Below are 24594 nucleotides of genomic sequence, written 5' to 3' on the forward strand. Positions count from 1 at the left end.
TCAAAGGCTTGCCGCGGCAAGCCTTTTTCTTTTCAAGAAGCTTTGCAATAGAGAGCCCCCCATGACCGAGCCACTGCGCATTGTCTTTGCCGGCACCCCGGAATTCGCCGCCGAACACCTCAAGGCCCTGCTCGATAGCCCTTATGAGATCGTCGCCGTCTATACCCAACCGGACCGCCCGGCAGGTCGTGGGCAAAAGCTGATGCCGAGCCCGGTCAAGCAGTTGGCGCTGGAGCACGGCATCCCGGTGCTACAACCGCCAACGCTGCGCAACGCAGACGCGCAGGCCGAACTGGCCGCGCTGAAACCGGACCTGATGGTAGTGGTCGCCTATGGCCTGATCCTGCCGCAGGTGGTGCTGGATATTCCGCGCCTGGGTTGCATCAACAGCCACGCCTCCCTGCTGCCACGCTGGCGCGGTGCGGCGCCGATCCAGCGCGCCGTCGAAGCGGGCGACCGCGAAAGTGGCGTGACCGTGATGCGCATGGAAGCAGGCCTGGACACCGGGCCGATGCTGCTGAAAGTCACCACGCCAATCAGCGCCGAAGACACTGGCGGCAGTCTCCACGACCGTCTGGCGCAAATGGGTCCGCCGGCGGTGGTGCAGGCAATTGCCGGCCTCGCCGCCGGAACCCTGGAGGGCGAAGTGCAGGACGACAGCCTCGCCACCTACGCGCACAAATTGAACAAGGACGAAGCCCGCATCGACTGGACGCGCCCGGCCGTTGAGCTGGAGCGGCTGGTACGCGCCTTCAACCCGTGGCCGATCACCCACAGCACGCTGAACGGCGAAGCGCTGAAAGTCCTGGCTGCGAACCTGGCTGAAGGCAAGGGCGCACCGGGGGAAATCCTCGGCGCCAGCAAGGACGGCCTGCTCGTCGCCTGCGGTGAACAGGCCCTGTGCCTGACCCGCCTGCAATTGCCCGGTGGCAAGGCGCTGAATTTCAGCGATTTGTTCAACAGCCGTCGTGAGAAATTCGCCACCGGTACCGTACTGGGTCAAACGGCGGACACTCAATGAACCCGCGTCTGGCCGCCGCCAAGGCACTGGCTGCTGTTCTTAACGGAAAAGCCTCGCTCAACAGTTCACTGCCGACGCAACTGGACAAGGTAGAGGACCGCGACCGAGGTTTCACCCAGGACCTGGCGTTCGGCACCGCACGCTGGCAACCACGCTTGTCGGCGCTGGCGGCCAAGCTGCTGCAGAAGCCGTTCAAGGCCGCCGACGCCGATGTCGAAGCACTGCTGCTGGTCGGCCTCTACCAACTGCTCTATACCCGCGTTCCGGCGCACGCCGCCATCGGGGAAACCGTCGGTTGCGCCGACAAGCTGAAAAAGCCCTGGGCCAAAGCCTTGCTCAATGCCGTGCTGCGCCGCGCCCAACGGGAAAGCGAAGCGCTGCTGGCAGAGCTGGAACACGACCCGGTGGTACGCACTGCCCACCCGCGCTGGCTGCAAAAATCCCTGAAAGCCTTCTGGCCCGAGCAGTGGGAAGCCATTTGCACGGCGAACAACGCGCACCCGCCAATGATTCTGCGGGTCAACCGCCGCCATCAAACGCGCGATGCCTATCTGGAGCTGCTGAGCCAGGCCGGCATTACCGCCCAACCGTGCGTTTACAGCCGCGACGGTATCATCCTCGACGCCGCCGCCGACGTACGCAGCCTGCCGGGTTTCGCCGAAGGCTGGATCAGTGTGCAGGACGAAGCGGCGCAACTGGCGGCCGATCTGCTCGACCTGGCGCCGGGCCAGCGGGTGCTGGACGCCTGCTGCGCGCCGGGCGGCAAGACCTGCCACATCCTCGAAGCCGAGCCAAAACTGGCCGGCGTGGTGGCGGTGGACCTGGAAGCCAAGCGTCTGGTGCGGGTACGGGAAAACCTCGAACGCCTCGGCCTGAGTGCCGAACTGATCGCCGCCGACGGCCGCGACACTCAAGCCTGGTGGGACGGCAAGCCATTCCAGCGCATTCTACTGGACGCACCGTGCTCGGCCACCGGGGTAATTCGTCGCCATCCGGACATCAAGCTGACCCGCCAACCGGATGACATTGCCGCACTGGCGCTGCTGCAAGGCGAATTGCTCGACGCCATGTGGAATACCCTGGAGGTCGGCGGCATCTTGCTCTACGCGACATGCTCGACATTGCCGACCGAGAACACCGAAGTGATCGAAGCGTTCCTCGCCCGCACACCGGGTGCCCGTGAGCTGGACCTGGCGACCGCGGCCGGTATCAAGCAACCCCATGGACGCCAATTGCTGGCACAGGAAGGCGGCCATGATGGCTTCTATTACGCCAAGCTGATCAAGATCGCCGCCGCGCGCGGTTAACCGGATTCAATGGAGTGACTGGATGAAAATCATCATCCTCGGTGCGGGGCAGGTCGGTGGTTCGCTGGCGGAACACTTGGCCAGCGAAGCCAACGACATCACAGTGGTCGACACCGACGGCGAACGCCTGCGCGACTTGGGTGATCGCCTGGACATCCGCACGGTCCAGGGGCGCGGCTCCATACCTAGCGTGCTGCGCCAGGCCGGTGCGGATGATGCCGACATGCTGGTCGCCGTGACCAATAGTGATGAAACCAACATGGTGGCCTGTCAGGTCGCCCACACGCTGTTCCATACGCCGACAAAAATCGCTCGGGTGCGCGAAGCCGCGTACCTGACTCGCGCCGACGAGCTGTTCGATAACGAAGCGATTCCGGTCGACGTACTCATCAGTCCGGAGCAAGTGGTCACCCATTACATCAAGCGCCTGATCCAGCATCCGGGCGCGTTGCAGGTGATCGACTTCGCCGAAGGCAAGGCGCAACTGGTGGCTGTGCGTGCCTACTACGGCGGACCGCTGGTGGGCCAGCAACTGCGGCAGTTGCGTGAGCACATGCCAAACGTCGAAACCCGCGTCGCGGCGATTTTCCGTCGTGACCGGCCGATCCTGCCCCAGGGCGATACCGTGATCGAGGCGGACGACGAAGTATTTTTCATTGCCGCCCGGGCGAACATTCGCGCGGTCATGAGTGAAATGCGCCGTCTCGACGAAACATACAAGCGCATTGTCATCGCGGGAGGCGGGCAGATCGGTGAACGTCTGGCCGAAGCCATCGAAAGCCGTTACCAGGTGAAGATCATCGAGATGAATCCGGCGCGATGCCGCCACCTCTCGGACACCCTCGACAGCACCGTCGTGTTGCAAGGCAGCGCCTCGGACCGCGATCTGTTGCTGGAAGAGAATATCGCCGACGCGGACGTCTTCCTGGCCCTGACCAACGACGACGAGGCCAACATCATGTCGTCGCTGCTGGCCAAGCGCCTGGGTGCGAAGAAGGTGATGACCATCATCAACAACCCGGCTTACGTCGATCTGATCCAGGGCGGCGATATCGACATCGCCATCAGCCCGCAACTGGCAACCATCGGCACCCTGCTGGCCCATGTGCGGCGGGGCGATATCGTCAGCGTGCACTCACTGCGCCGGGGCGCCGCGGAAGCCATCGAGGCGATTGCCCACGGCGATGCGAAATCGAGCAAAGTCGTCGGCAAGGCCATCGAAAACATTGGCCTGCCGCCGGGGACCACCATTGGCGCGATCATCCGCGACGAAGAAGTGATCATCGCCCATGACGACACGGTGATCCAGACCGGGGACCATGTAATTCTGTTCCTTGTGGATAAAAAGCATATTCGCGATGTGGAAAAACTGTTTCATGTGGGGTTGAGCTTTTTCTGAACGGCATTTGGGGTTGCCGGGCGGGCGCCTTCGCGAGCAGGCTCGCTCCCACAGGAGTTCTCGGCTGTACGCAACATTTGTGTTCACAGAAGATCAACTGTGGGAGCGAGCCTGCTCGCGAAGGCAATCTCACCAAAACAGATCTCTCCCTGACATACTTCAACAAGGAATCCACCGATGATCGAATCCCTGGAAAAAATGCTCGCCAAGGGTGTGGATAACCCGCTGCTGCGCTTCGGCCTGGGCAAGGGCTATCTGGATCTGGGGGAGAACACCAAGGCTGTGGAACATTTCCAGCGCTGCGTCGAACTCGATCCCAAATATTCGGCGGCCTGGAAACTGCTGGGCAAGGCTCATCTGGCGCTGACGGACTACGCGGCTGCGCGCCAGGCCTGGGAGCGTGGATTGGAAGCCGCACAAGCCCATGGCGATAAACAGGCCGAGAAGGAAATGACGGTGTTTCTGAAGAAGCTCGACCGTCAGGCGCACTGATCAGAGGTAGCGAAGCCCAATGCCATCGGCGTCTACCTGCACCACTTCCATGCGCACCCGCGGCGCGCCTGTGGGTAGGCCCTGGACCTGCCCGTAAACCACGGCGCCTCTAGGTAATGCAGACAATGCCGGGTGTTTGACGTAAACCCCCGTGGTCGTCAGATTGCGCGTCTGCCCCAGGCATTCGCCCACGCTTTCGTGAGTGATCTTGATGCGAAATGATTTGCGCTGTTCGGACATCTGATGCGCCCTTGAATGAACGGTTGTGGATAACCTCGGACCCAAGGTTATCCACAGATCATGCCAATCGCCTCAATACCAGCGTTCTTCACCCGGAGGACGCTTCTTGAAACGCTTCATGCTCCACATGTACTGGCTCGGATAGGCCCGCACATAACGCTCGACGACCTGGCTCATGGCAGCACAAGAGGTGGCGGTATCGGTGCTGTACATGGCCTCGGGCGCGGCTTCCAGAATCACTTTGTAGCCCGAGCCGTCCGGCAACCGCAGGGCATGCAGGAACACGCCGACCGCCTTGCCGCCGGCAAGCATGTTCGGCACGAACTTGCTCGTCAGGGCCTGGGTGGCGAAGAACGGCACGAAGATCCCGGCGGACTCGGCCGGTTCCGGGTCAGCGGGAATGCCCACTGCACCACCTTTGCGCACTTCCTTGATGACGCTGAGGATGCCTTCCTTGGTGGACGCAGCCACCTTGTTGCCCAGTTGCACCCGCTGCTTTTGCAGCAATTCATCCACCGCCTTCAGCTTGGGCGGACGATAGAAAATGATCGGTTTGCACTGGCTGCAATAAAAGTGGTTGAGCACTTCCCAGTTGCCCAGATGGCTGGTGATGCCGACGACACCTTTACCGGAGGCGAGGGCGTCCTTCAACACGTCGAGGCCTTCGACCTCGCGCACCAGGTCGATGGAGCGCTGGGCGGGCCATATCCAGGCGCAGGCGCTTTCGGTCAGGGACTTGCCAATGTCTTTCAGGCTCTGGCCGACCAGACGCTCGCGTTCGGCGGGGTCCATGTCCGGAAAGCACTTGGAGAGGTTGATCCGCACCACATCGCGGGAACGGTTGGGGGTTTTCCACATCACCCAGCCAATCGCCGAGCCGACGGACTGCACTGCCCGCCACGGAAGCAGGGCAAACAGCCGCAGAGCGCCTACCAGCAAGGCGCCTTTAAACTTATCCACAGGTCACTCCTGATCTTGTGCTGTGCGCGAGGCGGCTATTCTAACCGCCGTTGGCCAGCATCGCGTAGCGATCGCAATCCTGCGTGTGGTCCATGACCATGCCCGAGGCCTGCATCAGCGCGTAGCAAATAGTCGGCCCCACGAAGGTGAAGCCAGCCTTTTTCAGGCCTTTGCTCATCTCCACCGCCTCGGGCGTGATGGCCGGCACTTCACTGCGATCCTTGAAATGATTGATCTTCGGCACACCACCGACGAAGGACCAGAGAAATGCCACCGGTTCATCCAGCGCCAGCCAGGCCTGGGCATTGCGCCGCGCCGCATTGAGCTTCAGACGATTGCGGATGATGCCCGGATCAAGCATCAATTCATCGATTTCCGCGTCGCTCATCTGGGCCACACGCTGCACGTCGAAGCCGTACATCACCTGGCGATAGTGCTCGCGTTTTCGCAGCACGGTGATCCAGGAAAGCCCGGCCTGGAACCCTTCAAGCAAAAGCAACTCGAACAAACCCTGCGCATCGCGTAGCGGCGTGCCCCACTCCTGATCGTGATAAGCCATGTACAGCGGATCTTCGGAACACCAAAAGCAGCGTGGCATAAGGCTCCAGGGGGCGTGCGCAGCAATGAATCGGGTATACTCCCGCTCTTTAAATCGCAGCCCAAGAAACAGGTGAATTTCGTGAGCCAGCCTACGCCAGCCGTGCGTACCTTCCAAGACTTGATCCTCGCCCTCCAGCAATACTGGGCCGAGCAAGGTTGTGTGGTACTTCAGCCCTACGATATGGAAGTAGGCGCCGGCACTTTCCACACCGCTACATTCCTGCGCGCCATTGGCCCGGAAACCTGGAACGCCGCCTACGTGCAGCCAAGCCGTCGCCCGACTGACGGCCGCTATGGCGAAAACCCGAACCGTCTGCAGCACTACTACCAGTTCCAGGTCGTCCTGAAGCCGAACCCGGACAACTTCCAGGAACTGTACCTGGGCTCCCTCAAGCACGTTGGCCTGGACCCATTGGTGCATGACATCCGTTTCGTCGAAGACAACTGGGAATCGCCGACCCTGGGCGCCTGGGGTCTGGGCTGGGAAGTGTGGCTCAACGGCATGGAAGTGACGCAATTCACTTACTTCCAGCAAGCGGGCGGCATTGAGTGCTACCCGGTGACCGGCGAGATCACTTACGGTCTGGAACGCCTGGCCATGTACCTGCAAGGCGTGGACTCGGTCTACGACCTGGTCTGGGCTGACGGTCCGTTCGGCAAGGTGACTTACGGCGACGTGTTCCATCAGAACGAAGTGGAGCAGTCGACCTACAACTTCGAGCACGCCAACGTCGAAAAACTGTTCGAGCTGTTCGATTTCTATGAAAGCGAAGCCAAGCGCCTGATCGAACTCGACCAGCCGCTGCCGTTGCCAAGCTACGAAATGGTGTTGAAGGCCTCCCATACCTTCAACCTGCTGGATGCGCGCCGGGCGATTTCCGTGACCGCGCGTCAGCAATACATCCTGCGTGTTCGCACCCTGGCGCGTTCCGTTGCGCAAGCCTACCTGCTGGCGCGTGCCAAGCTGGGCTTCCCGATGGCGACCCCGGACCTGCGTGACGAAGTACTGGCCAAGCTGGAGGCTGCACAATGAGTGCTCTGGATTTTCTGGTTGAACTGGGCACTGAAGAACTGCCACCCAAAGCCCTGAACACCCTGGCCGAGGCGTTCCTTGCCGGTATCGACAAGGGCCTGCAAGCTGCCGGCCTGAACTACGAGACCAAAACCGTTTATGCCGCGCCACGTCGCCTGGCCGTGCTGATCACCGCGCTGGCCACCCAGCAGCCGGATCGCAGCATCAACCTCGATGGCCCGCCACGTCAGGCGGCGTTCGATGCCGAAGGCAATCCGACGCAAGCAGCACTGGGCTTTGCCAAGAAGTGCGGCGTCGACCTGAGCGAAATCGATCAGAGCGGCCCGAAACTGCGCTACAGCCAGAGCATCGCCGGCAAGCCGACTGCGAGCCTGCTGCCGACCATCGTCGAAGACTCCCTGAACGACCTGCCGATTCCCAAGCGCATGCGCTGGGGCGCGCGCAAGGAAGAATTCGTTCGTCCGACCCAGTGGCTGGTGATGCTGCTCGGTGACCAGGTCATCGATTGCACCATCCTCGCCCAGAAGGCCGGCCGCGACTCCCGTGGTCACCGTTTCCACCACCCGGAAAACGTGCGCATCGGTTCGCCGTCCAGCTACCTGGCCGACCTGCGTGCCGCTTACGTACTGGCCGATGCCAATGAGCGTCGCGACATCATCAGCAAACGCACCGAAGAGCTGGCGACCCGCCAGGAAGGCACCGCCATCGTTCCACCGGACCTGCTCGACGAAGTGACCGCGCTGGTCGAGTGGCCAGTGCCACTGGTGTGCTCGTTCGAAGAACGTTTCCTCGATGTGCCGCAAGAAGCCTTGATCACCACCATGCAGGACAACCAGAAGTACTTCTGCCTGCTGGATGTCGACGGCAAGTTGCTGCCACGCTTCATTACCGTGGCCAACATCGAGAGCAAAGACCCGCAACAGATCATCGCAGGTAACGAGAAAGTGGTTCGCCCGCGCCTGACCGACGCCGAGTTCTTCTTCAAGCAAGACAAGAAGCACAAGCTCGAAGACTTCAACCAGCGCCTGCAAAACGTGGTGTTCCAGGAAAAACTCGGCACCGTCTATGACAAGGCCGAGCGCGTTTCCAAACTCGCCGCCTACATTGCCGCGCGGATTGGCGGCAATGCTTCCTGGGCCGCTCGCGCCGGCTTGCTGTCCAAGTGCGACCTGGCGACCGAAATGGTCGGTGAGTTCCCGGAGATGCAAGGTGTCGCCGGCTACTACTACGCCCTTAATGACGGTGAGCCGGAAGATGTCGCGCTGGCGCTGAACGAGCAGTACATGCCGCGCGGTGCTGGCGCTGAACTGCCTTCCACCCTGACCGGTGCTGCGGTGGCCATCGCCGACAAGCTCGACACCCTGGTCGGCATTTTCGGCATCGGCATGCTGCCGACCGGCAGCAAGGACCCGTATGCCCTGCGCCGTGCCGCACTGGGCGTGCTGCGCATCCTGATCGAGAAGCAACTGGATCTGGACCTGAACGACGCCGTGGCTTTCGCCGTGAATGCGTTCGGTGCCAAGGTCAAGGCGGCCGGTCTGAACGATGCCGTGCTGGAATTCATTTTCGATCGCCTGCGTGCCCGTTACGAAGACGAAGGCGTTGATGTCGCGACCTACCTGTCGGTTCGCGCGCTGAAGCCGGGCTCCGCCCTGGACTTCGACCAGCGCGTGCAAGCGGTGCAAGCGTTCCGCCAATTGCCGGAAGCCGCCGCACTGGCTGCAGTGAACAAGCGTGTGTCGAACCTGCTGAGCAAGGTCGAAGGCTCCGTGCCGACGGTCGTGGAAGCCAAGTACTTCGACAATGCCAACGAGTTCTCCCTGTACTCGGCGATCCAGCAGGCAGACCAGGCTGTTCAGCCGATGGCTGCGGCGCGTCAGTACAGCGAATCCCTGGCACGCCTGGCTGCCTTGCGAGAGCCGGTCGATGCGTTCTTCGAAGCAGTCATGGTGAACGCTGAAGATGCCAAGGTCCGCGCCAACCGCTATGCGCTACTGGCGCGTCTGCGTGGCTTGTTCCTTGGCGTCGCCGACATTTCGTTGCTGGGGTAAGACTGTTTGAAACTGCTGATTCTCGATCGGGACGGAGTGATCAATTACGACTCCGACGCTTACATCAAGTCGGTGGAGGAGTGGATTCCACTGCCCGGTTCGATCGAAGCCATCGCGCAGTTGAGCAAGGCCGGCTGGACGGTAGCGGTCGCTACCAACCAGTCGGGCATCGCTCGCGGCTATTACGACATCGCCACCCTGGATGCCATGCACGAACGCTTGCGTTCGCTGGTGGCGCAGCAGGGTGGTGAAGTCGGGCTGATCGTCTATTGCCCGCACGGGCCGGACGAGGGTTGCGATTGCCGCAAGCCAAAACCCGGGATGTTGAAAAACATCGCCGCACATTACAACGTGTCGCTGACTAATCTATGGTTCGTCGGCGATAGTCTCGGTGACCTGGAAGCCGCCAAAGCCGTCGATTCTCAGCCTGTTTTAGTTAAGACCGGGAAAGGCGAAAAGACTTTGGGCAAGACCCTACCGGCAGGCACTTTGATTTTCGACGATCTGGCGGCGATTGCCGCAGAACTTATCCACAATTAGAGCGCTTTCGACAGATCGGGAGTGCGCTTGAACAGTCGGGCAGTGCCCGTAACGGTAAACGTCGCCATGTCGATACTGCAGGCCATCAGAACCTTCCTCTTTTACCTGCTGCTGGGCACCAGCTCCTTGCTGTGGTGCAGCCTGAGCTTTTTCATCGCGCCCTTTCTGCCGTTCAAGGCGCGCTATCGCTTCATCAATGTGTACTGGTGTCGCTGCGCCTTGTGGCTGAGCAAGGTGTTTCTCGGTATCCGCTACGAAGTGAAGGGCGCAGAGAACGTGCCTGACCGGCCTTGCGTGATTCAATCGAACCACCAGAGCACCTGGGAGACATTCTTTCTCTCGGCGTACTTCGAGCCTTTGAGCCAGGTGCTCAAGCGTGAGTTGCTGTATGTGCCGTTCTTTGGCTGGGCCATGGCCATGCTGCGTCCTATCGCCATCGACCGTGATAACCCGAAAGCGGCACTCAAGCACGTGGCGAAAAAGGGCGACGAGCTGCTCAAGGATAACGTCTGGGTGCTGATCTTCCCCGAAGGCACGCGCGTGCCTTACGGCACCATTGGCAAATTCTCCCGGGGCGGGACGGCGTTGGCGGTCAATGCAGAGCTACCGGTGCTGCCGATTGCCCACAACGCCGGCAAGTTCTGGCCGAAGACCGGTTGGGCGAAGAAGCAGGGGGTGATTACCGTGATCATCGGCGCACCGATGTATGCCGAAGGTAACGGACCCCGCGCCATTGCCGATTTGAACGATCGGGTCCAGGCCTGGAACGAGCAGATGCAACGGGAAATGGGCTCGCTGCCACCGGCGCCGCAAGCACCGGTTTCCAACGATCAGGCGGTTGTCTGAGATTCTGTGGATAACCTGTGTACCGTTTTCCGTAAAGACGTCGTATTTTTACTGCAACCATATGATTTATATACATATTTCATAAACAGATAAAACGCCGAAAAACGTGCATAAGTTTTTTTCGGACGCAAAAAAACCGGCTGATATAGCCGGTTTTTTTATGCCTGCGATTGTGCTGTTTCATCGCCGTAGAAAGCGAAGTGAAAACAGTGCCCAGACATTCTTCGCACACAATAAAAAAGGCCAACGAGGGTGCGTTGGCCTTTTCGTTTGGCGGGGTCCGGACTCAGAAATCCAGATTGGAAACCGCCAAGGCGTTGCTTTCGATGAAGTCACGACGAGGTTCGACCGCATCACCCATCAGGGTGTTGAAGATCTGGTCTGCACCGATGGCGTCTTCGATCGTCACCTTCAGCATCCTGCGTACGCTTGGGTCCATGGTGGTTTCCCACAGCTGATCCGGGTTCATCTCGCCCAGACCTTTGTATCGCTGAATGGTGTGACGCTTGGTGCTTTCCGCCATCAACCAGTCCAGGGCTTCCTTGAACTCGGTGACCGCTTTCTTACGTTCGCCACGCTGGATGTACGCGCCTTCGTCCAGCAGGGTGCTCAGCTGAGCCCCCAGGGAAACGACGGTTTTGTAGTCATTGCTGCCAAAGAAGTCGCGGTTGAACGTGACATAGTTCGACAGCCCGTGGGAGATCAGCTCGACCTCTGGCAGCCAGACATTACGTTCACGGTCTTCACGCAGGCTGGCCTTGTAAACCAGGCCGGATTTCTCGACGGTGCGTAGACGTACTTCGTATTGAGCCAGCCAATCCTGCATCGCTGCGTGATCGGACAGTTGCTCCAGGCTGACGGCCGGCAGGTAGATGAAGTGCTCGGTCAGTTCCTGCGGATACAGGCGCGACAGACGCTTGAGGGTCTTCATTACCAGACGGAAATCATTCACCAGGCGCTCAAGCGCTTCACCGGAAATACCCGGTGCATCTTCGTTCAGGTGCAGGCTCGCGTCTTCCAGGGCCGACTGCGTCATGTACTCTTCCATGGCGTCGTCGTCTTTGATGTATTGCTCTTGCTTGCCTTTCTTGACCTTGTACAGCGGTGGCTGGGCGATATAGATGTAGCCACGCTCGATCAGCTCCGGCAGCTGACGGAAGAAGAAGGTCAGCAGCAGGGTACGAATGTGCGAACCGTCGACGTCAGCATCGGTCATGATGATGATGTTGTGATAGCGCAACTTGTCGATGTTGTACTCTTCGCGACCGATGCCGCAGCCCAGGGCGGTGATCAGGGTGCCCACTTCCTGGGACGAGATCATCTTGTCGAAACGTGCCTTCTCGACGTTCAGGATTTTACCCTTGAGGGGCAGAATCGCCTGGGTCTTGCGGTTACGTCCCTGCTTGGCAGAGCCGCCCGCGGAGTCACCTTCCACCAGGTACAGTTCGGACAGGGCAGGGTCTTTTTCCTGGCAGTCGGCCAGTTTGCCCGGCAGGCCGGCGATGTCCAGCGCGCCTTTACGGCGGGTCATCTCACGGGCCTTGCGCGCCGCTTCACGGGCACGCGCGGCGTCGATCATCTTGCCAACAACCAGCTTGGCTTCGTTCGGGTTTTCCAGCAGGAAGTCGGAGAAGTACTTGCCCATTTCCTGTTCGACAGCGGTCTTCACTTCGGAAGAGACCAGCTTGTCTTTGGTCTGGGAGCTGAACTTCGGATCCGGCACCTTCACCGAGATGATCGCTGTCAGGCCTTCACGGGCATCGTCACCGGTGGTGGCAACTTTGTGTTTCTTCGCCAGACCTTCAGCTTCGATGTAGGTGTTCAGGTTACGCGTCAGTGCGGAACGGAAACCCACCAGGTGAGTACCGCCATCGCGCTGCGGAATGTTGTTGGTGAAGCACAACAGGTTCTCGTTGAAGCTGTCGTTCCACTGCAGGGCGATTTCCACGCCAATGCCGTCTTCACGCTGAATGTTGAAGTGGAACACCTGGTTGACCGGAGTCTTGTTGGTGTTCAGGTATTCAACGAATGCACGCAGGCCACCCTCGTATTTGAACAGCTCTTCCTTGCCGCTGCGCTCATCCTTGAGGACGATACCCACGCCGGAGTTGAGGAAGGACAGCTCACGAATCCGCTTGGCCAGAATGTCCCAGCTGAAGTGAATGTTCTTGAAGGTTTCGCTGGAAGCCTTGAAGTGAATCTGGGTACCCGTGGATTCACTGTCGCCGACGATTTTCATCGGTTCTTGAGGAACACCATGAACGTAAGTCTGTTCCCAGATCTTGCCGCTGCGGCGCACGGTAAGTACAAGCTGTTCAGACAGGGCGTTAACTACAGAGACACCTACACCGTGCAGGCCGCCGGAAACTTTGTAGGAGTTGTCGTCAAACTTACCGCCGGCGTGCAGTACGGTCATGATGACCTCGGCTGCCGAGACGCCTTCTTCTTTATGCACGTCTACCGGGATACCGCGGCCGTTGTCGCGAACGGTGATGGATTCATCCGGATGGATAATGATGCTGATGTCGTCGCAGTGACCGGCCAGAGCTTCGTCGATCGAGTTGTCGACCACCTCGAACACCATGTGGTGCAGACCGCTGCCATCATCGGTGTCGCCAATGTACATACCGGGACGTTTGCGTACGGCATCCAGGCCTTTCAGCACTTTAATGCTCGTTGAGTCGTACGTATTTTCTTCGCTCAATGCCTTCACTCCCGATGGTCGTGGGTCTGGGTGATACGGCCCTGTTCCACGTGGAACAGAGCGACTGGCGTTTCCGTCTGCCAGCCTTCCCTCAATAATTCGTGATCTACACAGGTGATAAACACCTGGCAGCGTAAGTCTTCCAGCAAGCGGCAAAGCGCGCGACGGTGGTGCTCGTCCAGTTCGGACGGCAGGTCATCCACCAGATAAATACACTGACCGCGCCGGGCCTGGCTAACCAGATGCCCTTGGGCAATCCGCAACGCACAAACCACCAGCTTCTGCTGTCCGCGGGACAAGATGTCCGCGGCATTGTGTGCGCCCAGTCTGAGACGCAAATCTGCACGTTGCGGTCCGGCTTGGGTATGCCCCATCTGCTGATCCCGTTGGAGGGAACCGGCGAGCACAGCGCTCAGCTCACGGTCCTTGTCCCATCCTCGGTAATAGCTGAGCGTCAAGCCCTCGAGTTCAACCAGTTCACTCAAGGTCTGTTCAAAGACTGGTTTCAAGGCTTTGATATAAGCGCGACGGTATTCATCGATTTCAGCGCTGGCCTGGCACAGTTCCCTGTCCCAAACCGCTTGCGAAACGGCGTCAAGTGTACCATGCCGCAGCCAAGAGTTTCTCTGGCGCAGGGCCTTCTGCAAACGCTGCCAGGTAGACATGAACCGGGGTTCCACGTGGAACACACCCCAATCGAGAAACTGCCGGCGAATCTTGGGTGCACCTTCCAACAAGCGAAAACTGTCGGGGTTGATCAACTGCAGAGGCAGGATTTCCGCCAACTGCGCAGCACTGCGAGCGTTTTGCCCGTCGATACGGATCTGGAACTCCCCTTGGCGATCGCGCGAAATACCGAGGGCGCTGTGCCCACCCTCGGCCAGTTCGACCTGACCGAACACCGTGCACGCCAATTGCTCATACTGAATGACCGGCAACAGCCGGGTGCTACGAAACGAACGGGCAAGCCCCAGCAGGTGGATGGCTTCCAGAACACTGGTTTTGCCGCTGCCGTTGGCGCCGTAAAGAATATTGATTCGGGGGGAGGGGGAGAAGGTCACCGGGTGCAGATTGCGCACCGCGGTGACCGAGACGCGACTTAAGGACATCTAGGTTCTGCTGGGCATGATTACAGACGCATCGGCATAACAACGTAGGCCGAGTCGTCGTTGTCGGACTCTTGCACCAGCGCACTGCTGTTGGAGTCGGACAGGATCAGGCGAACCTGCTCGGTGGTCATCACGCCCAACACGTCGAGCAAGTAGCTCACGTTGAAGCCGATTTCCAGGGAGCCACCGTTGTATTCAACACCCACTTCCTCTTCCGCTTCTTCCTGCTCCGGGTTGTTCGCCTGGATCTTCAGTTGGCCGTTGGCCAGTTGCAGACGAATACCGCGATACTTCTCGTTGGACAGAATTGCGGTACGGCTGAAGGCTTCGCGCAGCGCCTGACGATCACCCAGCACCAGTTTGTCGCCGCCCTTCGGCAGCACGCGCTCGTAGTCAGGGAACTTGCCGTCGACCAGTTTCGAGGTGAAGGTAAATTCGCCAGTGGTGGCGCGAATGTGGTGCTGACCCAGGACGATGCTGACGATGCCATCCGGTTCGGTCAGTAGACGAGCCAATTCCAGAATACCTTTGCGCGGTACGATGACCTGATGGCGATCAGGCTGACCGATATCGGCCTGCATCGAGCACATGGCCAGGCGATGGCCGTCGGTGGCCACGGCACGGATGATACCGGCAGAGACTTCGAGCAGCATGCCATTGAGGTAGTAGCGCACGTCCTGCTGGGCCATGGCGAAGCTGGTCCGCTCGATCAAGCGACGCAACTTGCTTTGCTCGAGGCTGCAAGTCAGCGAGCCTGGACCTTCTTCCACCGTCGGGAAGTCATTGGCCGGCAGGGTCGACAGGGTGAAGCGGCTACGACCAGCCTTCACCACAAGCTTCTGCTCGTCGACCTTGATGTCGATCAGCGCATCATTGGGCAAGCTTTTGCAGATATCCATCAGCTTGCGTGCAGGCACGGTGATGGAACCCGGTTCTGCGGGCTCTTCGAGTTGAACACGGCCGACCAGCTCGACTTCCAGGTCGGTACCGGTCAGCGACAGTTGCTGGCCTTCGACAACCAGCAGCACGTTGGAAAGCACCGGCAAGGTCTGTCGGCGCTCGACGACGCCTGCGACCAGTTGCAGGGGTTTCAACAGGGCTTCGCGTTGAATGGTGAAATGCATGGTCTAGTCCCTTGCCTTAATTAGCTGCGCTGGTGTTCATCAAGTGGTCAGTGTACGCAGCAGGTTCTTGTAGTCCTCGCGGATGTCCGCGTCGGATTCCTTAAGTTCGTTGATCTTGCGGCAGGCGTGCAAAACCGTTGTGTGGTCACGTCCGCCAAACACATCGCCGATCTCCGGCAAACTGTGGTTGGTCAGTTCTTTGGACAACGCCATGGCGACCTGACGCGGGCGGGCGACCGAACGCGAACGACGTTTTGACAGCAAGTCGGAGATCTTGATCTTGTAGTATTCGGCGACGGTGCGCTGAATGTTATCCACAGAGACCAGCTTGTCTTGCAGCGCCAAAAGATCCTTCAAGGATTCACGAATCAGCTCGATGGTGATATCGCGGCCCATGAAGTGCGAATGGGCGATGACGCGTTTAAGCGCGCCTTCCAGTTCACGGACATTGGAGCGAATGCGTTGGGCAATAAAGAACGCCGCGTCGTGGGGCAGTTCGACTTTGGCCTGATCGGCCTTCTTCATCAGAATCGCCACACGTGTTTCCAGCTCCGGCGGTTCGACGGCTACCGTCAACCCCCAACCAAAGCGGGATTTCAGGCGCTCTTCAAGGCCTTCGATTTCTTTCGGGTAGCGGTCACTGGTGAGAATGACTTGCTGGCCACCTTCAAGCAGGGCATTGAAGGTGTGGAAAAACTCTTCCTGAGAACGTTCCTTGCGGGCGAAGAATTGAATGTCGTCAATCAGCAAGGCATCCACCGAGCGGTAGAAACGCTTGAACTCGTTGATGGCATTCAGTTGCAAGGCCTTGACCATATCGGCCACGAAGCGCTCGGAATGCAGGTAAACGACCTTGGCATTCGGGTTCTTCTTTAATAGATGGTTACCCACAGCGTGCATCAAGTGGGTTTTACCCAGACCCACACCACCATAAAGGAAGAGCGGGTTATAGCCATGCTTGGGATTGTCCGCCACTTGCCAGGCCGCAGCCCGGGCCAGTTGGTTGGACTTGCCCTCAACGAAGTTTTCGAAGGTAAAGGTGCGGTTCAGGTAGCTGGTGTGCTTGAGCGCACCTTCAACTTGCACGGTGCGTTGTTCAGCACGAACCGGAGCCTGTTGCGAACTGGCGCCGGCCATCGGGTCGAAGCTGTCGCGCGACGGCTCCTCCTCAATGACCTCAGTGGCTTTTTGCGTCGCACGCTTGGTCGGGGCGCTAACCGGTGCTTGTGCCGGAGTACTGATTGAGGCCGGAGCCGCCTGGACCTGGGACGCAGCAGCAGCGGCGGCCAAAGGTGCATTCGGAGCAGCACGCGGCGCAGAACTGCGTTTACTGCCTATTAATAAGGAGAGTGCAGGCGCCATCCCGTTGCCATGCTCGTCCAGCAATTCCAGAACGCGACCCAGGTACTTTTCGTTGACCCAGTCCAGGACAAACCGATTGGGTGCGTAGACACGCAACTCGTCGCCTTCGGCTTCGACCTGTAGTGGACGGATCCAAGTGTTGAATTGTTGGGCAGGCAGTTCATCGCGCAAAAGCTCCACGCACTGCTGCCAAAGTTCCACTGACACGGATATCCCCTAAGTTGAAAGCCGGTGAGGCAAAAACAAGCGCCCATTGTAACGACCAGTCGCTGACTTATCCACACGTAGGTGGGCCATCGACCAAGAAGAATCAACGTTTTATACGCAAAAAAGACGACCAATGGTCTGTGAATAAGCTCTGTGGATAACCCGGTCTGAGCTCATTGCACAACCGGGGGTGAAACTCGGTGGATAACCTGCCTGTGGATAACAGCACCTTTCACACACAGGTTTTCCGACAGCGCAGCACAGCCTGATCACCGTTTTCCACTGTAGTTGTCATTCTCTGTACAGCACGTGAAATAAGGGCAGAGGTCACTTATCCACAGATGATCGTGCCCCTAGCCTTTATAAGCTTTACAGAAAAGCTTTAAATACTCTCCTTCTTTATTTTTATGTTTAGCGAAGGAGTGAGACTCGACCAAAACGTCTGGAGATCTATTTATAAGGAAACGCTGGTTGGAAATTGACCTAGAGGCTTGCTTTCTCTAGAATCCCCGGTCTCTTAAAACGGGGGCCATTCCGGCCCGTTGTGGACGAACCAGGTAACACGACAATGAAACGTACTTTCCAACCAAGCACTATCAAACGCGCTCGTACCCACGGTTTCCGTGCTCGCATGGCTACCAAGAACGGTCGTGCCGTCCTGTCGCGTCGTCGCGCCAAAGGTCGTGCGCGTCTGGCAGTTTGATAATCCGGCACTGGAGGTGAGTCAGGACTTCAGTCGGGAAAAGCGTCTGCTTACTCCCCGGCATTTCAAGGCAGTCTTTGACTCCCCTACCGGCAAGGTTCCGGGGAAAAATCTCCTGCTCCTTGCGCGCAACAACGATCTTGATCACCCCCGTCTTGGGTTGGTTATCGGGAAAAAGAGCGTAAAGCTCTCCGTCGAGCGCAATCGCCTCAAACGTCTGATGCGCGAATCGTTTCGCCTGAACCAGGATTTACTGGTGGGTTGGGACATCGTTATCGTCGCGCGCAAAGGTTTGGGCGACGTAGAAAACCCCGAATTGATTCAGCATTTCGGCAAACTCTGGAAGCGTCTGGCACGTAGCACGCCGGTACCAGCAGTCAAAACCGAAACTGTAGGGGTAGACAGTCCAGATGCGTAAACTGGCACTCGTTCCGATCCAGTTTTATCGCTATGCCATTAGTCCCCTGATGGCCAGTCACTGTCGTTTCTACCCCAGTTGTTCCTGCTACGCGTTGGAAGCCATCGAAAATCATGGCCTTCTGCGCGGTGGCTGGCTGACCTTTCGTCGTTTAGGTCGCTGTCATCCGTGGAATCCCGGTGGTTATGACCCGGTTCCACCTATCCCTACCTCCCGTTCTTCTTCGATGGCCGAGTAATCATGGATATCAAACGCACGATCCTGATCGTCGCCCTGGCAATCGTGTCCTACGTTATGGTTCTTAAATGGAACCAGGACTATGGTCAGGCTGCCTTGCCGACTCAGAATGTTGCTTCCAGTACGACCGCACCGGGCCTCCCGGATACGGCAACTGGCAATAAAGCGTCCGTCAGTGACGACATTCCACACGCCGCAAACGATACCAGCGCACCTGCCGAAACTCCGGTAGCTGTAAGCACCGACCTCATCCAGATCAAAACGGATGTGCTCGATCTGGCCATCGATCCACAAGGTGGTGATGTTGCCCAGCTGAAACTGCCGCTGTATCCGCGTCGCCAGGACCATCCGGAAATTCCGTTCCAGTTGTTCGACAACGGAAACGAGCGCACTTATCTGGCTCAGAGCGGCCTGATCGGCAGCAACGGCCCGGACGCAAGTCCTGCCGGTCGTCCGGTTTACTCCTCGGAGAAGAAGATTTATCAACTGGCTGACGGTCAGGACCAATTGGTCGTGGATCTGAAGTTCAGCAAGGACGGCGTCAATTACATCAAGCGTTTCACTCTGAAACGTGGCCTGTATGACGTAACCGTTTCTTACTTGATCGATAACCAGAGCGCTCAGCCCTGGTCCGGTGCGATGTTCGCGCAATTGAAGCGTGACGCCAGCTCCGATCCTTCTTCCAGCACAGCCACCGGCACCGCGACTTACCTGGGCGCCGCCCTGTGGACAAGTTCCGAGCCGTACAAGAAAGTGTCCATGAAAGATATGGACAAGGCCGCGCTGAAAGAAACCGTGACTGGTGGTTGGGTTGCCTGGTTGCAACACTACTTCGTGACCGCGTGGATTCCGGCCAAGGGCGAAAACAATGTCGTCCAGACCCGTAAAGACAGCAAAGGCAATTACATCATTGGTTACACCGGCCCGTCCCTGACCGTAGCGCCAGGTGCAAAGGCTGAAACCAGTGCCATTCTGTACGCGGGTCCGAAAAGCCAGGCTGTGCTGAAAGAGTTGTCCCCAGGTCTGGAACTGACTGTCGACTACGGCATTCTCTGGTTCATCGCTCAACCTATCTTCTGGTTGCTGCAACATATCCACGCCATTGTGGGTAACTGGGGTTGGTCGATCATTTTCCTGACCATGCTGATCAAAGGGATCTTCTTCCCGCTGTCGGCTGCCAGCTACAAATCCATGGCGCGCATGCGTGCAGTGGCACCGAAACTGGCCGCGCTGAAAGAACAACATGGCGATGACCGGCAGAAAATGTCGCAGGCCATGATGGAGCTGTACAAAAAAGAGAAGATCAATCCGCTGGGTGGTTGCTTGCCAATCCTCGTGCAGATGCCGGTTTTCCTTTCGTTGTACTGGGTTCTGCTGGAAAGCGTTGAAATGCGCCAGGCGCCGTTCATGCTGTGGATTACTGACCTGTCGATCAAGGATCCGTTCTTCATTCTGCCGATCATCATGGGTGCAACTATGTTCATCCAGCAGCAGTTGAACCCGACTCCACCGGATCCAATGCAGGCCAAGGTGATGAAGTTGATGCCAATCATCTTCACCTTCTTCTTCCTGTGGTTCCCGGCCGGTCTGGTGCTGTACTGGGTAGTGAACAACTGCCTGTCGATCGCCCAACAGTGGTACATCACTCGTAAGATCGAAGCCGCTACCAAAGCGACTGCCTGACTTACACTGTGGATAACCACTCAAAACGCCCCCTAGTGGGGCGTTTTGCTATCTGTCACTTTTGTCTGGGTACCGGTTTATGAGCGTTCCTCGTGAAACCATCGCCGCCGTCGCCACCGCTCAAGGCCGTGGCGGCGTAGGCATCGTCCGTATTTCCGGGCCGTTGGCCAGCGTTGCGGCCAAGGCCTTCAGTGGTCGTGAACTCAAGCCGAGATTCGCCCACTACGGTCCGTTCCTCGGTGAAAACGAAGAGGTGCTGGATCAAGGCATCACACTGTACTTTCCTGGGCCGAACTCGTTCACCGGTGAAGATGTGCTGGAGTTGCAGGGTCATGGCGGCCCGATTGTCCTGGATATGCTGCTCAAGCGTTGCCTGGAACTCGGCTGCCGTCTCGCCAGGCCCGGGGAATTCAGCGAACGCGCCTTCCTCAACGACAAGCTCGACCTGGCTCAGGCCGAAGCCATTGCCGACTTGATCGAGGCAAGTTCTGCACAGGCGGCTCGAAATGCCCTGCGTTCGTTGCAAGGTGCATTTTCCCAGCGTGTGCATAACCTCACTGAACAATTGATCGGCCTGCGCATCTACGTCGAAGCAGCCATCGACTTTCCGGAAGAAGAGATCGACTTCCTTGCCGATGGCCATGTGTTGAGTATGCTCGACAAAGTGCGCGACGAGTTATCCACCGTCATGCGTGAGGCCGGGCAGGGCGCCTTGCTGCGTGATGGCATGACTGTGGTGATCGCCGGTCGGCCTAATGCCGGGAAATCCAGCCTGCTCAATGCACTGGCCGGCCGAGAGGCGGCTATTGTGACCGAGATTGCCGGCACCACTCGAGACGTCCTTCGCGAACATATCCACATCGACGGTATGCCACTGCACGTTGTCGATACCGCTGGTCTGCGAGATACCGATGATCATGTGGAAAAAATCGGCGTCGAGCGGGCATTGAAAGCCATTGGCGAAGCCGATCGTGTGCTGTTGGTGGTTGATGCCACAGCGCCCGAAGCTATTGATCCTTTCGCCTTGTGGCCCGAATTCCTTGAAACCCGTCCAGACCCGGCAAAAGTCACGCTGATCCGCAATAAGGCTGACTTGACGGGTGAAGCGATTGCCCTGGATGTCAGCGACGATGGTCATGTCACCATCAGTCTCAGTGCCAAGTCTGCAGGTGTCGGCCTGGAATTGCTGCGAGAACACCTCAAGGCCTGCATGGGTTACGAGCAAACCTCGGAAAGCAGCTTCAGCGCTCGCCGACGTCACCTTGAAGCCCTTCGCCATGCCAGTGCATCCCTGGAACACGGTCACGCTCAACTGACACTGGCCGGCGCTGGAGAATTGCTGGCCGAGGATCTGCGACAGGCTCAGCAATTCCTTGGGGAAATCACGGGTGCCTTTAGCTCCGATGATCTGTTGGGACGAATTTTCTCCAGCTTCTGCATCGGTAAGTAGTCCTTCGTTGTCCACAGACAGGCCATCCGTGCCTGTCTGTTCCCTCCTTTTCTGAAATAAAACCTCCAGTGCCGAGCGGATTCTCTCTGCTTGAGCGGATTCGGCGTGCCCAAATTTCGTTCGTTCACCATTTTTCTGTGGATTAAGCCCTGTGAATAACTGCCAATGAGGGCAGTTGATAACAGGGCCTCAAAACTGAAGATAACCCCATCTGTGGATAACCACCCCATTCATCCACAGGCTTAAACGGGTTATCCAAGGGCCTCCTTGGCACATGATCACAGGGTTTTGAATCTCTGTACACAGCGTAAATTAAGGGCTGTATGACTTTATCCACAGAAATCGTGGTCAGTAGAAATAAACATAAAAACAAAGATTTAATAAATTTCTCTCTTTTTAATTTCTATAACTCCGACTTCTCCACAGCTGGTTAAATTTTGTGCAAAGGGTTCTTTAGGAAGGGCGAAGTCCCTATACTTGTCGACCAGGTCCAAAAACCTGAGCTCAAACTATTCCTGAATTACCTACTTAAGCAGGCACGAGGTGCGTGGTGGATTTCCCTTCCCGTTTTGAAGTGATCGTCATCGGCGGCGGTCATGCCGGTACCGAGGCAGCACTGGCCTCAGCACGTATGGGGGTGAAAACCCTGTTGCTGACGCACAACGTGGAAACCCTCGGTGCCATGAGCTGCAACCCCGCCATCGGCGGTATTGGCAAAAGCCACCTGGTCAAGGAAATCGATGCCCTGGGCGGCGCGATGGCCATGGCCACCGATAAGGGTGGTATTCAATTTCGCGTATTGAACAGCCGCAAAGGACCTGCCGTGCGAGCAACCCGCGCACAGGCCGATCGGGTTCTGTACAAAGCCGCTGTCCGCGAAATCCTGGAAAACCAGCCGAACCTGTGGATATTTCAACAAGCGGCTGATGACCTGATCGTCGAGCAGGAACAAGTTCGTGGTGTTGTTACGCAGATGGGCCTGCGTTTCCTCGCGGATTCGGTGGTTTTGACCACCGGTACCTTCCTCGGCGGACTTATCCACATCGGTTTGCAGAATTTTTCCGGCGGTCGCGCCGGTGATCCACCATCGATCGCACTGGCTCACCGTCTGCGTGAACTGCCATTGCGTGTAGGTCGCCTGAAAACCGGTACTCCGCCGCGCATCGACGCCCGGTCTGTGGATTTTTCGGTGATGACCGAACAACCGGGCGATCTGCCGATCCCGGTGATGTCGTTCATGGGCAACAAGGAACAGCATCCACGGCAGGTCAGTTGCTGGATTACCCACACGAATGCGCGCACTCACGAAATCATTGCCGCGAACCTCGATCGTTCGCCGATGTATTCCGCTGCCGGTGAGATCGAAGGCATCGGTCCGCGCTACTGCCCGTCGATCGAAGACAAAATCCATCGCTTTGCCGACAAGGAAAGCCATCAGGTCTTCATCGAACCGGAAGGCCTGACGACAAACGAGCTGTATCCGAACGGGATATCCACATCCCTGCCGTTCGATGTGCAATTGCAGATCGTGCAATCGATCCGCGGCATGGAAAACGCACACATCGTGCGTCCCGGTTACGCCATTGAATATGACTACTTCGATCCGCGCGACCTGAAGTACAGCCTGGAAACCAAAGTCATCGGCGGCCTGTTTTTCGCCGGGCAAATCAACGGTACAACCGGTTACGAAGAAGCCGGCGCCCAAGGTTTGCTGGCCGGAACCAACGCCGCGCTGCGCGCGCAGGGCAAAGAGGCCTGGTGTCCGCGTCGTGACGAAGCCTACATCGGTGTATTGGTCGACGACCTGATTACCCTCGGTACCCAAGAGCCGTACCGGATGTTCACATCCCGTGCCGAATACCGTCTGATCCTGCGTGAAGACAACGCGGACCTGCGCCTGACCGAAAAAGGCCGCGAACTGGGCCTGGTGGATGACGTGCGTTGGGCGGCTTTCTGCAAAAAACGCGAAAGCATCGAACTGGAAGAGCAGCGTCTGAAAAGCACCTGGGTTCGCCCAGGCACCGAACAAGGTAATGCGATCGCCGAAAAATTCGGCACGCCACTGACTCACGAATACAACCTGCTCAATCTCTTGAGCCGTCCGGAAATCGACTACGCTGGTCTGATCGAAGTGACCGGTGGCGGGGCAGAAGATCCACAGGTAGCCGAGCAGGTCGAGATCAAGACCAAATACGCCGGTTACATCGATCGTCAACAGGATGAAATCGCCCGCTTGCGAGCCAGCGAGGACACCAAACTGCCTGTGGATATCGATTACACGAATATTTCCGGTCTCTCCAAAGAGATTCAGAGCAAGCTTGGTGCGACCCGCCCAGAGACTTTGGGCCAGGCCTCGCGTATCCCGGGCGTAACGCCGGCAGCGATTTCGCTGTTGATGATTCATTTGAAAAAACGCGGCGCGGGCCGTCAGTTGGAGCAAAGCGCTTGAGTTCGTTGGTCACCTCGCAACATGCCGAAGAGTTATCCACAGGTGCTCGCCAGCTCGGTGTCGCGCTGACAGAAACCCAGCACACGCAACTGCTGGGTTACCTGGCCCTGTTGATCAAATGGAACAAGGCTTACAACCTGACCGCCGTGCGGGATCCGGATGAGATGGTGTCCCGTCATTTGCTCGATAGCTTGAGCGTGATGTCGTTCATCGAAAACGGTCGCTGGCTGGACGTAGGCAGTGGCGGCGGGATGCCAGGCATTCCGCTGGCCATCCTGTATCCACAGTCTCAAGTCACCTGCCTGGACAGCAACGGCAAGAAAACCCGCTTCCTGACCCAGGTCAAACTCGAACTCAAGCTGGATAACCTGCAAGTTATCCACAGTCGCGTCGAAGCCTTCCGGCCTGCTCAACCGTTCAACGGGATCATTTCCCGAGCGTTCAGCAGCATGGAAAACTTCACCAACTGGACTCGCCACCTCGGTGACACCGAAACACGCTGGTTGGCAATGAAGGGCGTTCATCCCGCCGATGAGCTGGTAGCATTGCCGACAGACTTCCACCTCGATAGCGAACACGCCCTGGCCGTACCCGGTTGCCAAGGCCAACGCCATCTGCTGATACTGCGCCGCACGGCATGATTGGGAACACAAGCAAGA

The 24594-nt window shown here is 58.1% G+C and carries 22 protein-coding genes; 15 read left to right on the forward strand and 7 right to left on the reverse strand.

Translation table 11 applies throughout. The annotated features are described in order from the left end of the window. The first annotated feature begins 61 nt into the window (after positions 1-61). From fmt to BJ917_RS30785, 4 genes are all read left to right on the forward strand, one after another. Positions 62-1021 (forward strand): methionyl-tRNA formyltransferase, encoded by a 960-nt coding sequence (gene fmt / locus BJ917_RS30770; protein ID WP_121106022.1) that lies wholly within the window; start codon positions 62-64, stop codon positions 1019-1021. Then, a complete protein-coding gene (gene rsmB, locus BJ917_RS30775) occupies positions 1018-2328 on the forward strand; it encodes a 16S rRNA (cytosine(967)-C(5))-methyltransferase RsmB (RefSeq protein ID WP_096514115.1) in 1311 nt (436 codons plus the stop codon). Before fmt ends, rsmB begins: the two co-directional genes overlap by 4 nt. 22 nt (positions 2329-2350) lie before the next feature. Further along, on the forward strand, positions 2351-3727 hold the full coding sequence (gene trkA / locus BJ917_RS30780; protein WP_121106023.1) for a Trk system potassium transporter TrkA: 1377 nt from the start codon (positions 2351-2353) through the stop codon (positions 3725-3727). Positions 3728-3904: 177 nt separating this feature from the next. Beyond that, complete coding sequence (locus BJ917_RS30785; RefSeq protein WP_121106024.1) at positions 3905-4219, forward strand: tetratricopeptide repeat protein; 315 nt, start codon at positions 3905-3907, stop codon at positions 4217-4219. On the opposite strand, the gene BJ917_RS30790 is transcribed toward BJ917_RS30785, so the two are convergent. From BJ917_RS30790 to tag, 3 genes are all read right to left on the reverse strand, one after another. After that, a complete protein-coding gene (locus tag BJ917_RS30790) occupies positions 4220-4459 on the reverse strand; it encodes a pilus assembly protein PilZ (RefSeq protein WP_096514118.1) in 240 nt (79 codons plus the stop codon). Between the two features lie 72 nt (positions 4460-4531). Continuing rightward, positions 4532-5419, reverse strand: a complete 888-nt coding sequence (locus BJ917_RS30795; RefSeq protein ID WP_096514119.1) for a lysophospholipid acyltransferase — start codon at positions 5417-5419, stop codon at positions 4532-4534. Positions 5420-5459: 40 nt separating this feature from the next. Continuing rightward, positions 5460-6017 (reverse strand): DNA-3-methyladenine glycosylase I, encoded by a 558-nt coding sequence (gene tag, locus BJ917_RS30800; RefSeq protein WP_096514120.1) that lies wholly within the window; start codon positions 6015-6017, stop codon positions 5460-5462. Between the two features lie 81 nt (positions 6018-6098). Here tag and glyQ point away from each other — a divergent pair, with 81 nt between their 5' ends. The 4 genes from glyQ to BJ917_RS30820 all read left to right on the forward strand — a co-directional run bounded on the left by glyQ (position 6099) and on the right by BJ917_RS30820 (position 10489). Continuing rightward, positions 6099-7052 (forward strand): glycine--tRNA ligase subunit alpha, encoded by a 954-nt coding sequence (gene glyQ / locus BJ917_RS30805; RefSeq protein WP_003213601.1) that lies wholly within the window; start codon positions 6099-6101, stop codon positions 7050-7052. After that, positions 7049-9103, forward strand: coding sequence for a glycine--tRNA ligase subunit beta (gene glyS / locus BJ917_RS30810; RefSeq protein ID WP_121106025.1), 2055 nt, complete (start codon positions 7049-7051; stop codon positions 9101-9103). The genes glyQ and glyS overlap by 4 nt, the downstream gene beginning before the upstream one ends. A gap of 6 nt (positions 9104-9109) precedes the next feature. Beyond that, the gene (gene gmhB, locus BJ917_RS30815) at positions 9110-9643 is read left to right on the forward strand and encodes a D-glycero-beta-D-manno-heptose 1,7-bisphosphate 7-phosphatase (RefSeq protein ID WP_096514122.1); all 534 of its coding nucleotides are present in this window, start codon (positions 9110-9112) and stop codon (positions 9641-9643) included. Positions 9644-9709: 66 nt separating this feature from the next. Further along, entirely contained in the window at positions 9710-10489 is a 780-nt protein-coding gene (locus tag BJ917_RS30820; RefSeq protein WP_096514123.1) for a 1-acyl-sn-glycerol-3-phosphate acyltransferase, read from the forward strand. Positions 10490-10775: 286 nt separating this feature from the next. Here the strand turns inward: BJ917_RS30820 and gyrB are convergent, their stop codons facing one another. Genes gyrB through dnaA form a run of 4 tightly spaced genes read right to left on the reverse strand, consistent with a single transcriptional unit; the run spans position 10776 to position 16995 of the window. Continuing rightward, on the reverse strand, positions 10776-13193 hold the full coding sequence (gene gyrB, locus BJ917_RS30825; RefSeq protein WP_096515614.1) for a DNA topoisomerase (ATP-hydrolyzing) subunit B: 2418 nt from the start codon (positions 13191-13193) through the stop codon (positions 10776-10778). A gap of 5 nt (positions 13194-13198) precedes the next feature. Beyond that, on the reverse strand, positions 13199-14302 hold the full coding sequence (gene recF, locus BJ917_RS30830) for a DNA replication/repair protein RecF (RefSeq protein ID WP_007969883.1): 1104 nt from the start codon (positions 14300-14302) through the stop codon (positions 13199-13201). Between the two features lie 20 nt (positions 14303-14322). After that, positions 14323-15426, reverse strand: a complete 1104-nt coding sequence (dnaN, locus tag BJ917_RS30835; protein ID WP_034149405.1) for a DNA polymerase III subunit beta — start codon at positions 15424-15426, stop codon at positions 14323-14325. A 39-nt stretch (positions 15427-15465) separates the two neighbouring features. Beyond that, positions 15466-16995: a chromosomal replication initiator protein DnaA gene (dnaA, locus tag BJ917_RS30840; RefSeq protein WP_096514124.1), complete on the reverse strand. Its 1530-nt coding sequence runs from the start codon at positions 16993-16995 to the stop codon at positions 15466-15468. 568 nt (positions 16996-17563) lie between these two features. Here dnaA and rpmH point away from each other — a divergent pair. The 7 genes from rpmH (at position 17564) to rsmG (ending at position 24576) form a co-directional block, all read left to right on the forward strand. Continuing rightward, positions 17564-17698, forward strand: coding sequence for a 50S ribosomal protein L34 (rpmH, locus tag BJ917_RS30845; RefSeq protein WP_003213577.1), 135 nt, complete (start codon positions 17564-17566; stop codon positions 17696-17698). 16 nt (positions 17699-17714) lie between these two features. Further along, positions 17715-18116, forward strand: a complete 402-nt coding sequence (rnpA, locus tag BJ917_RS30850) for a ribonuclease P protein component (protein WP_197677877.1) — start codon at positions 17715-17717, stop codon at positions 18114-18116. After that, positions 18109-18354 carry a membrane protein insertion efficiency factor YidD gene (yidD, locus tag BJ917_RS30855; RefSeq protein WP_010207715.1) on the forward strand — a complete coding sequence of 82 codons (246 nt, stop codon included), beginning with the start codon at positions 18109-18111 and terminating at the stop codon, positions 18352-18354. Before rnpA ends, yidD begins: the two co-directional genes overlap by 8 nt. 2 nt (positions 18355-18356) lie before the next feature. Then, positions 18357-20036 (forward strand): membrane protein insertase YidC, encoded by a 1680-nt coding sequence (gene yidC / locus BJ917_RS30860; RefSeq protein WP_096514125.1) that lies wholly within the window; start codon positions 18357-18359, stop codon positions 20034-20036. Positions 20037-20115: 79 nt separating this feature from the next. Further along, positions 20116-21486: a tRNA uridine-5-carboxymethylaminomethyl(34) synthesis GTPase MnmE gene (gene mnmE, locus BJ917_RS30865; protein WP_096514126.1), complete on the forward strand. Its 1371-nt coding sequence runs from the start codon at positions 20116-20118 to the stop codon at positions 21484-21486. 550 nt (positions 21487-22036) lie between these two features. Continuing rightward, positions 22037-23935, forward strand: a complete 1899-nt coding sequence (gene mnmG / locus BJ917_RS30875) for a tRNA uridine-5-carboxymethylaminomethyl(34) synthesis enzyme MnmG (protein ID WP_096514127.1) — start codon at positions 22037-22039, stop codon at positions 23933-23935. Continuing rightward, complete coding sequence (gene rsmG, locus BJ917_RS30880; RefSeq protein ID WP_096514128.1) at positions 23932-24576, forward strand: 16S rRNA (guanine(527)-N(7))-methyltransferase RsmG; 645 nt, start codon at positions 23932-23934, stop codon at positions 24574-24576. Before mnmG ends, rsmG begins: the two co-directional genes overlap by 4 nt. Positions 24577-24594 lie beyond the last annotated feature (18 nt).

This window comes from Pseudomonas sp. WPR_5_2, assembly GCF_003634475.1.
In the GTDB taxonomy this organism is placed as follows: domain Bacteria; phylum Pseudomonadota; class Gammaproteobacteria; order Pseudomonadales; family Pseudomonadaceae; genus Aquipseudomonas; species Aquipseudomonas izuensis.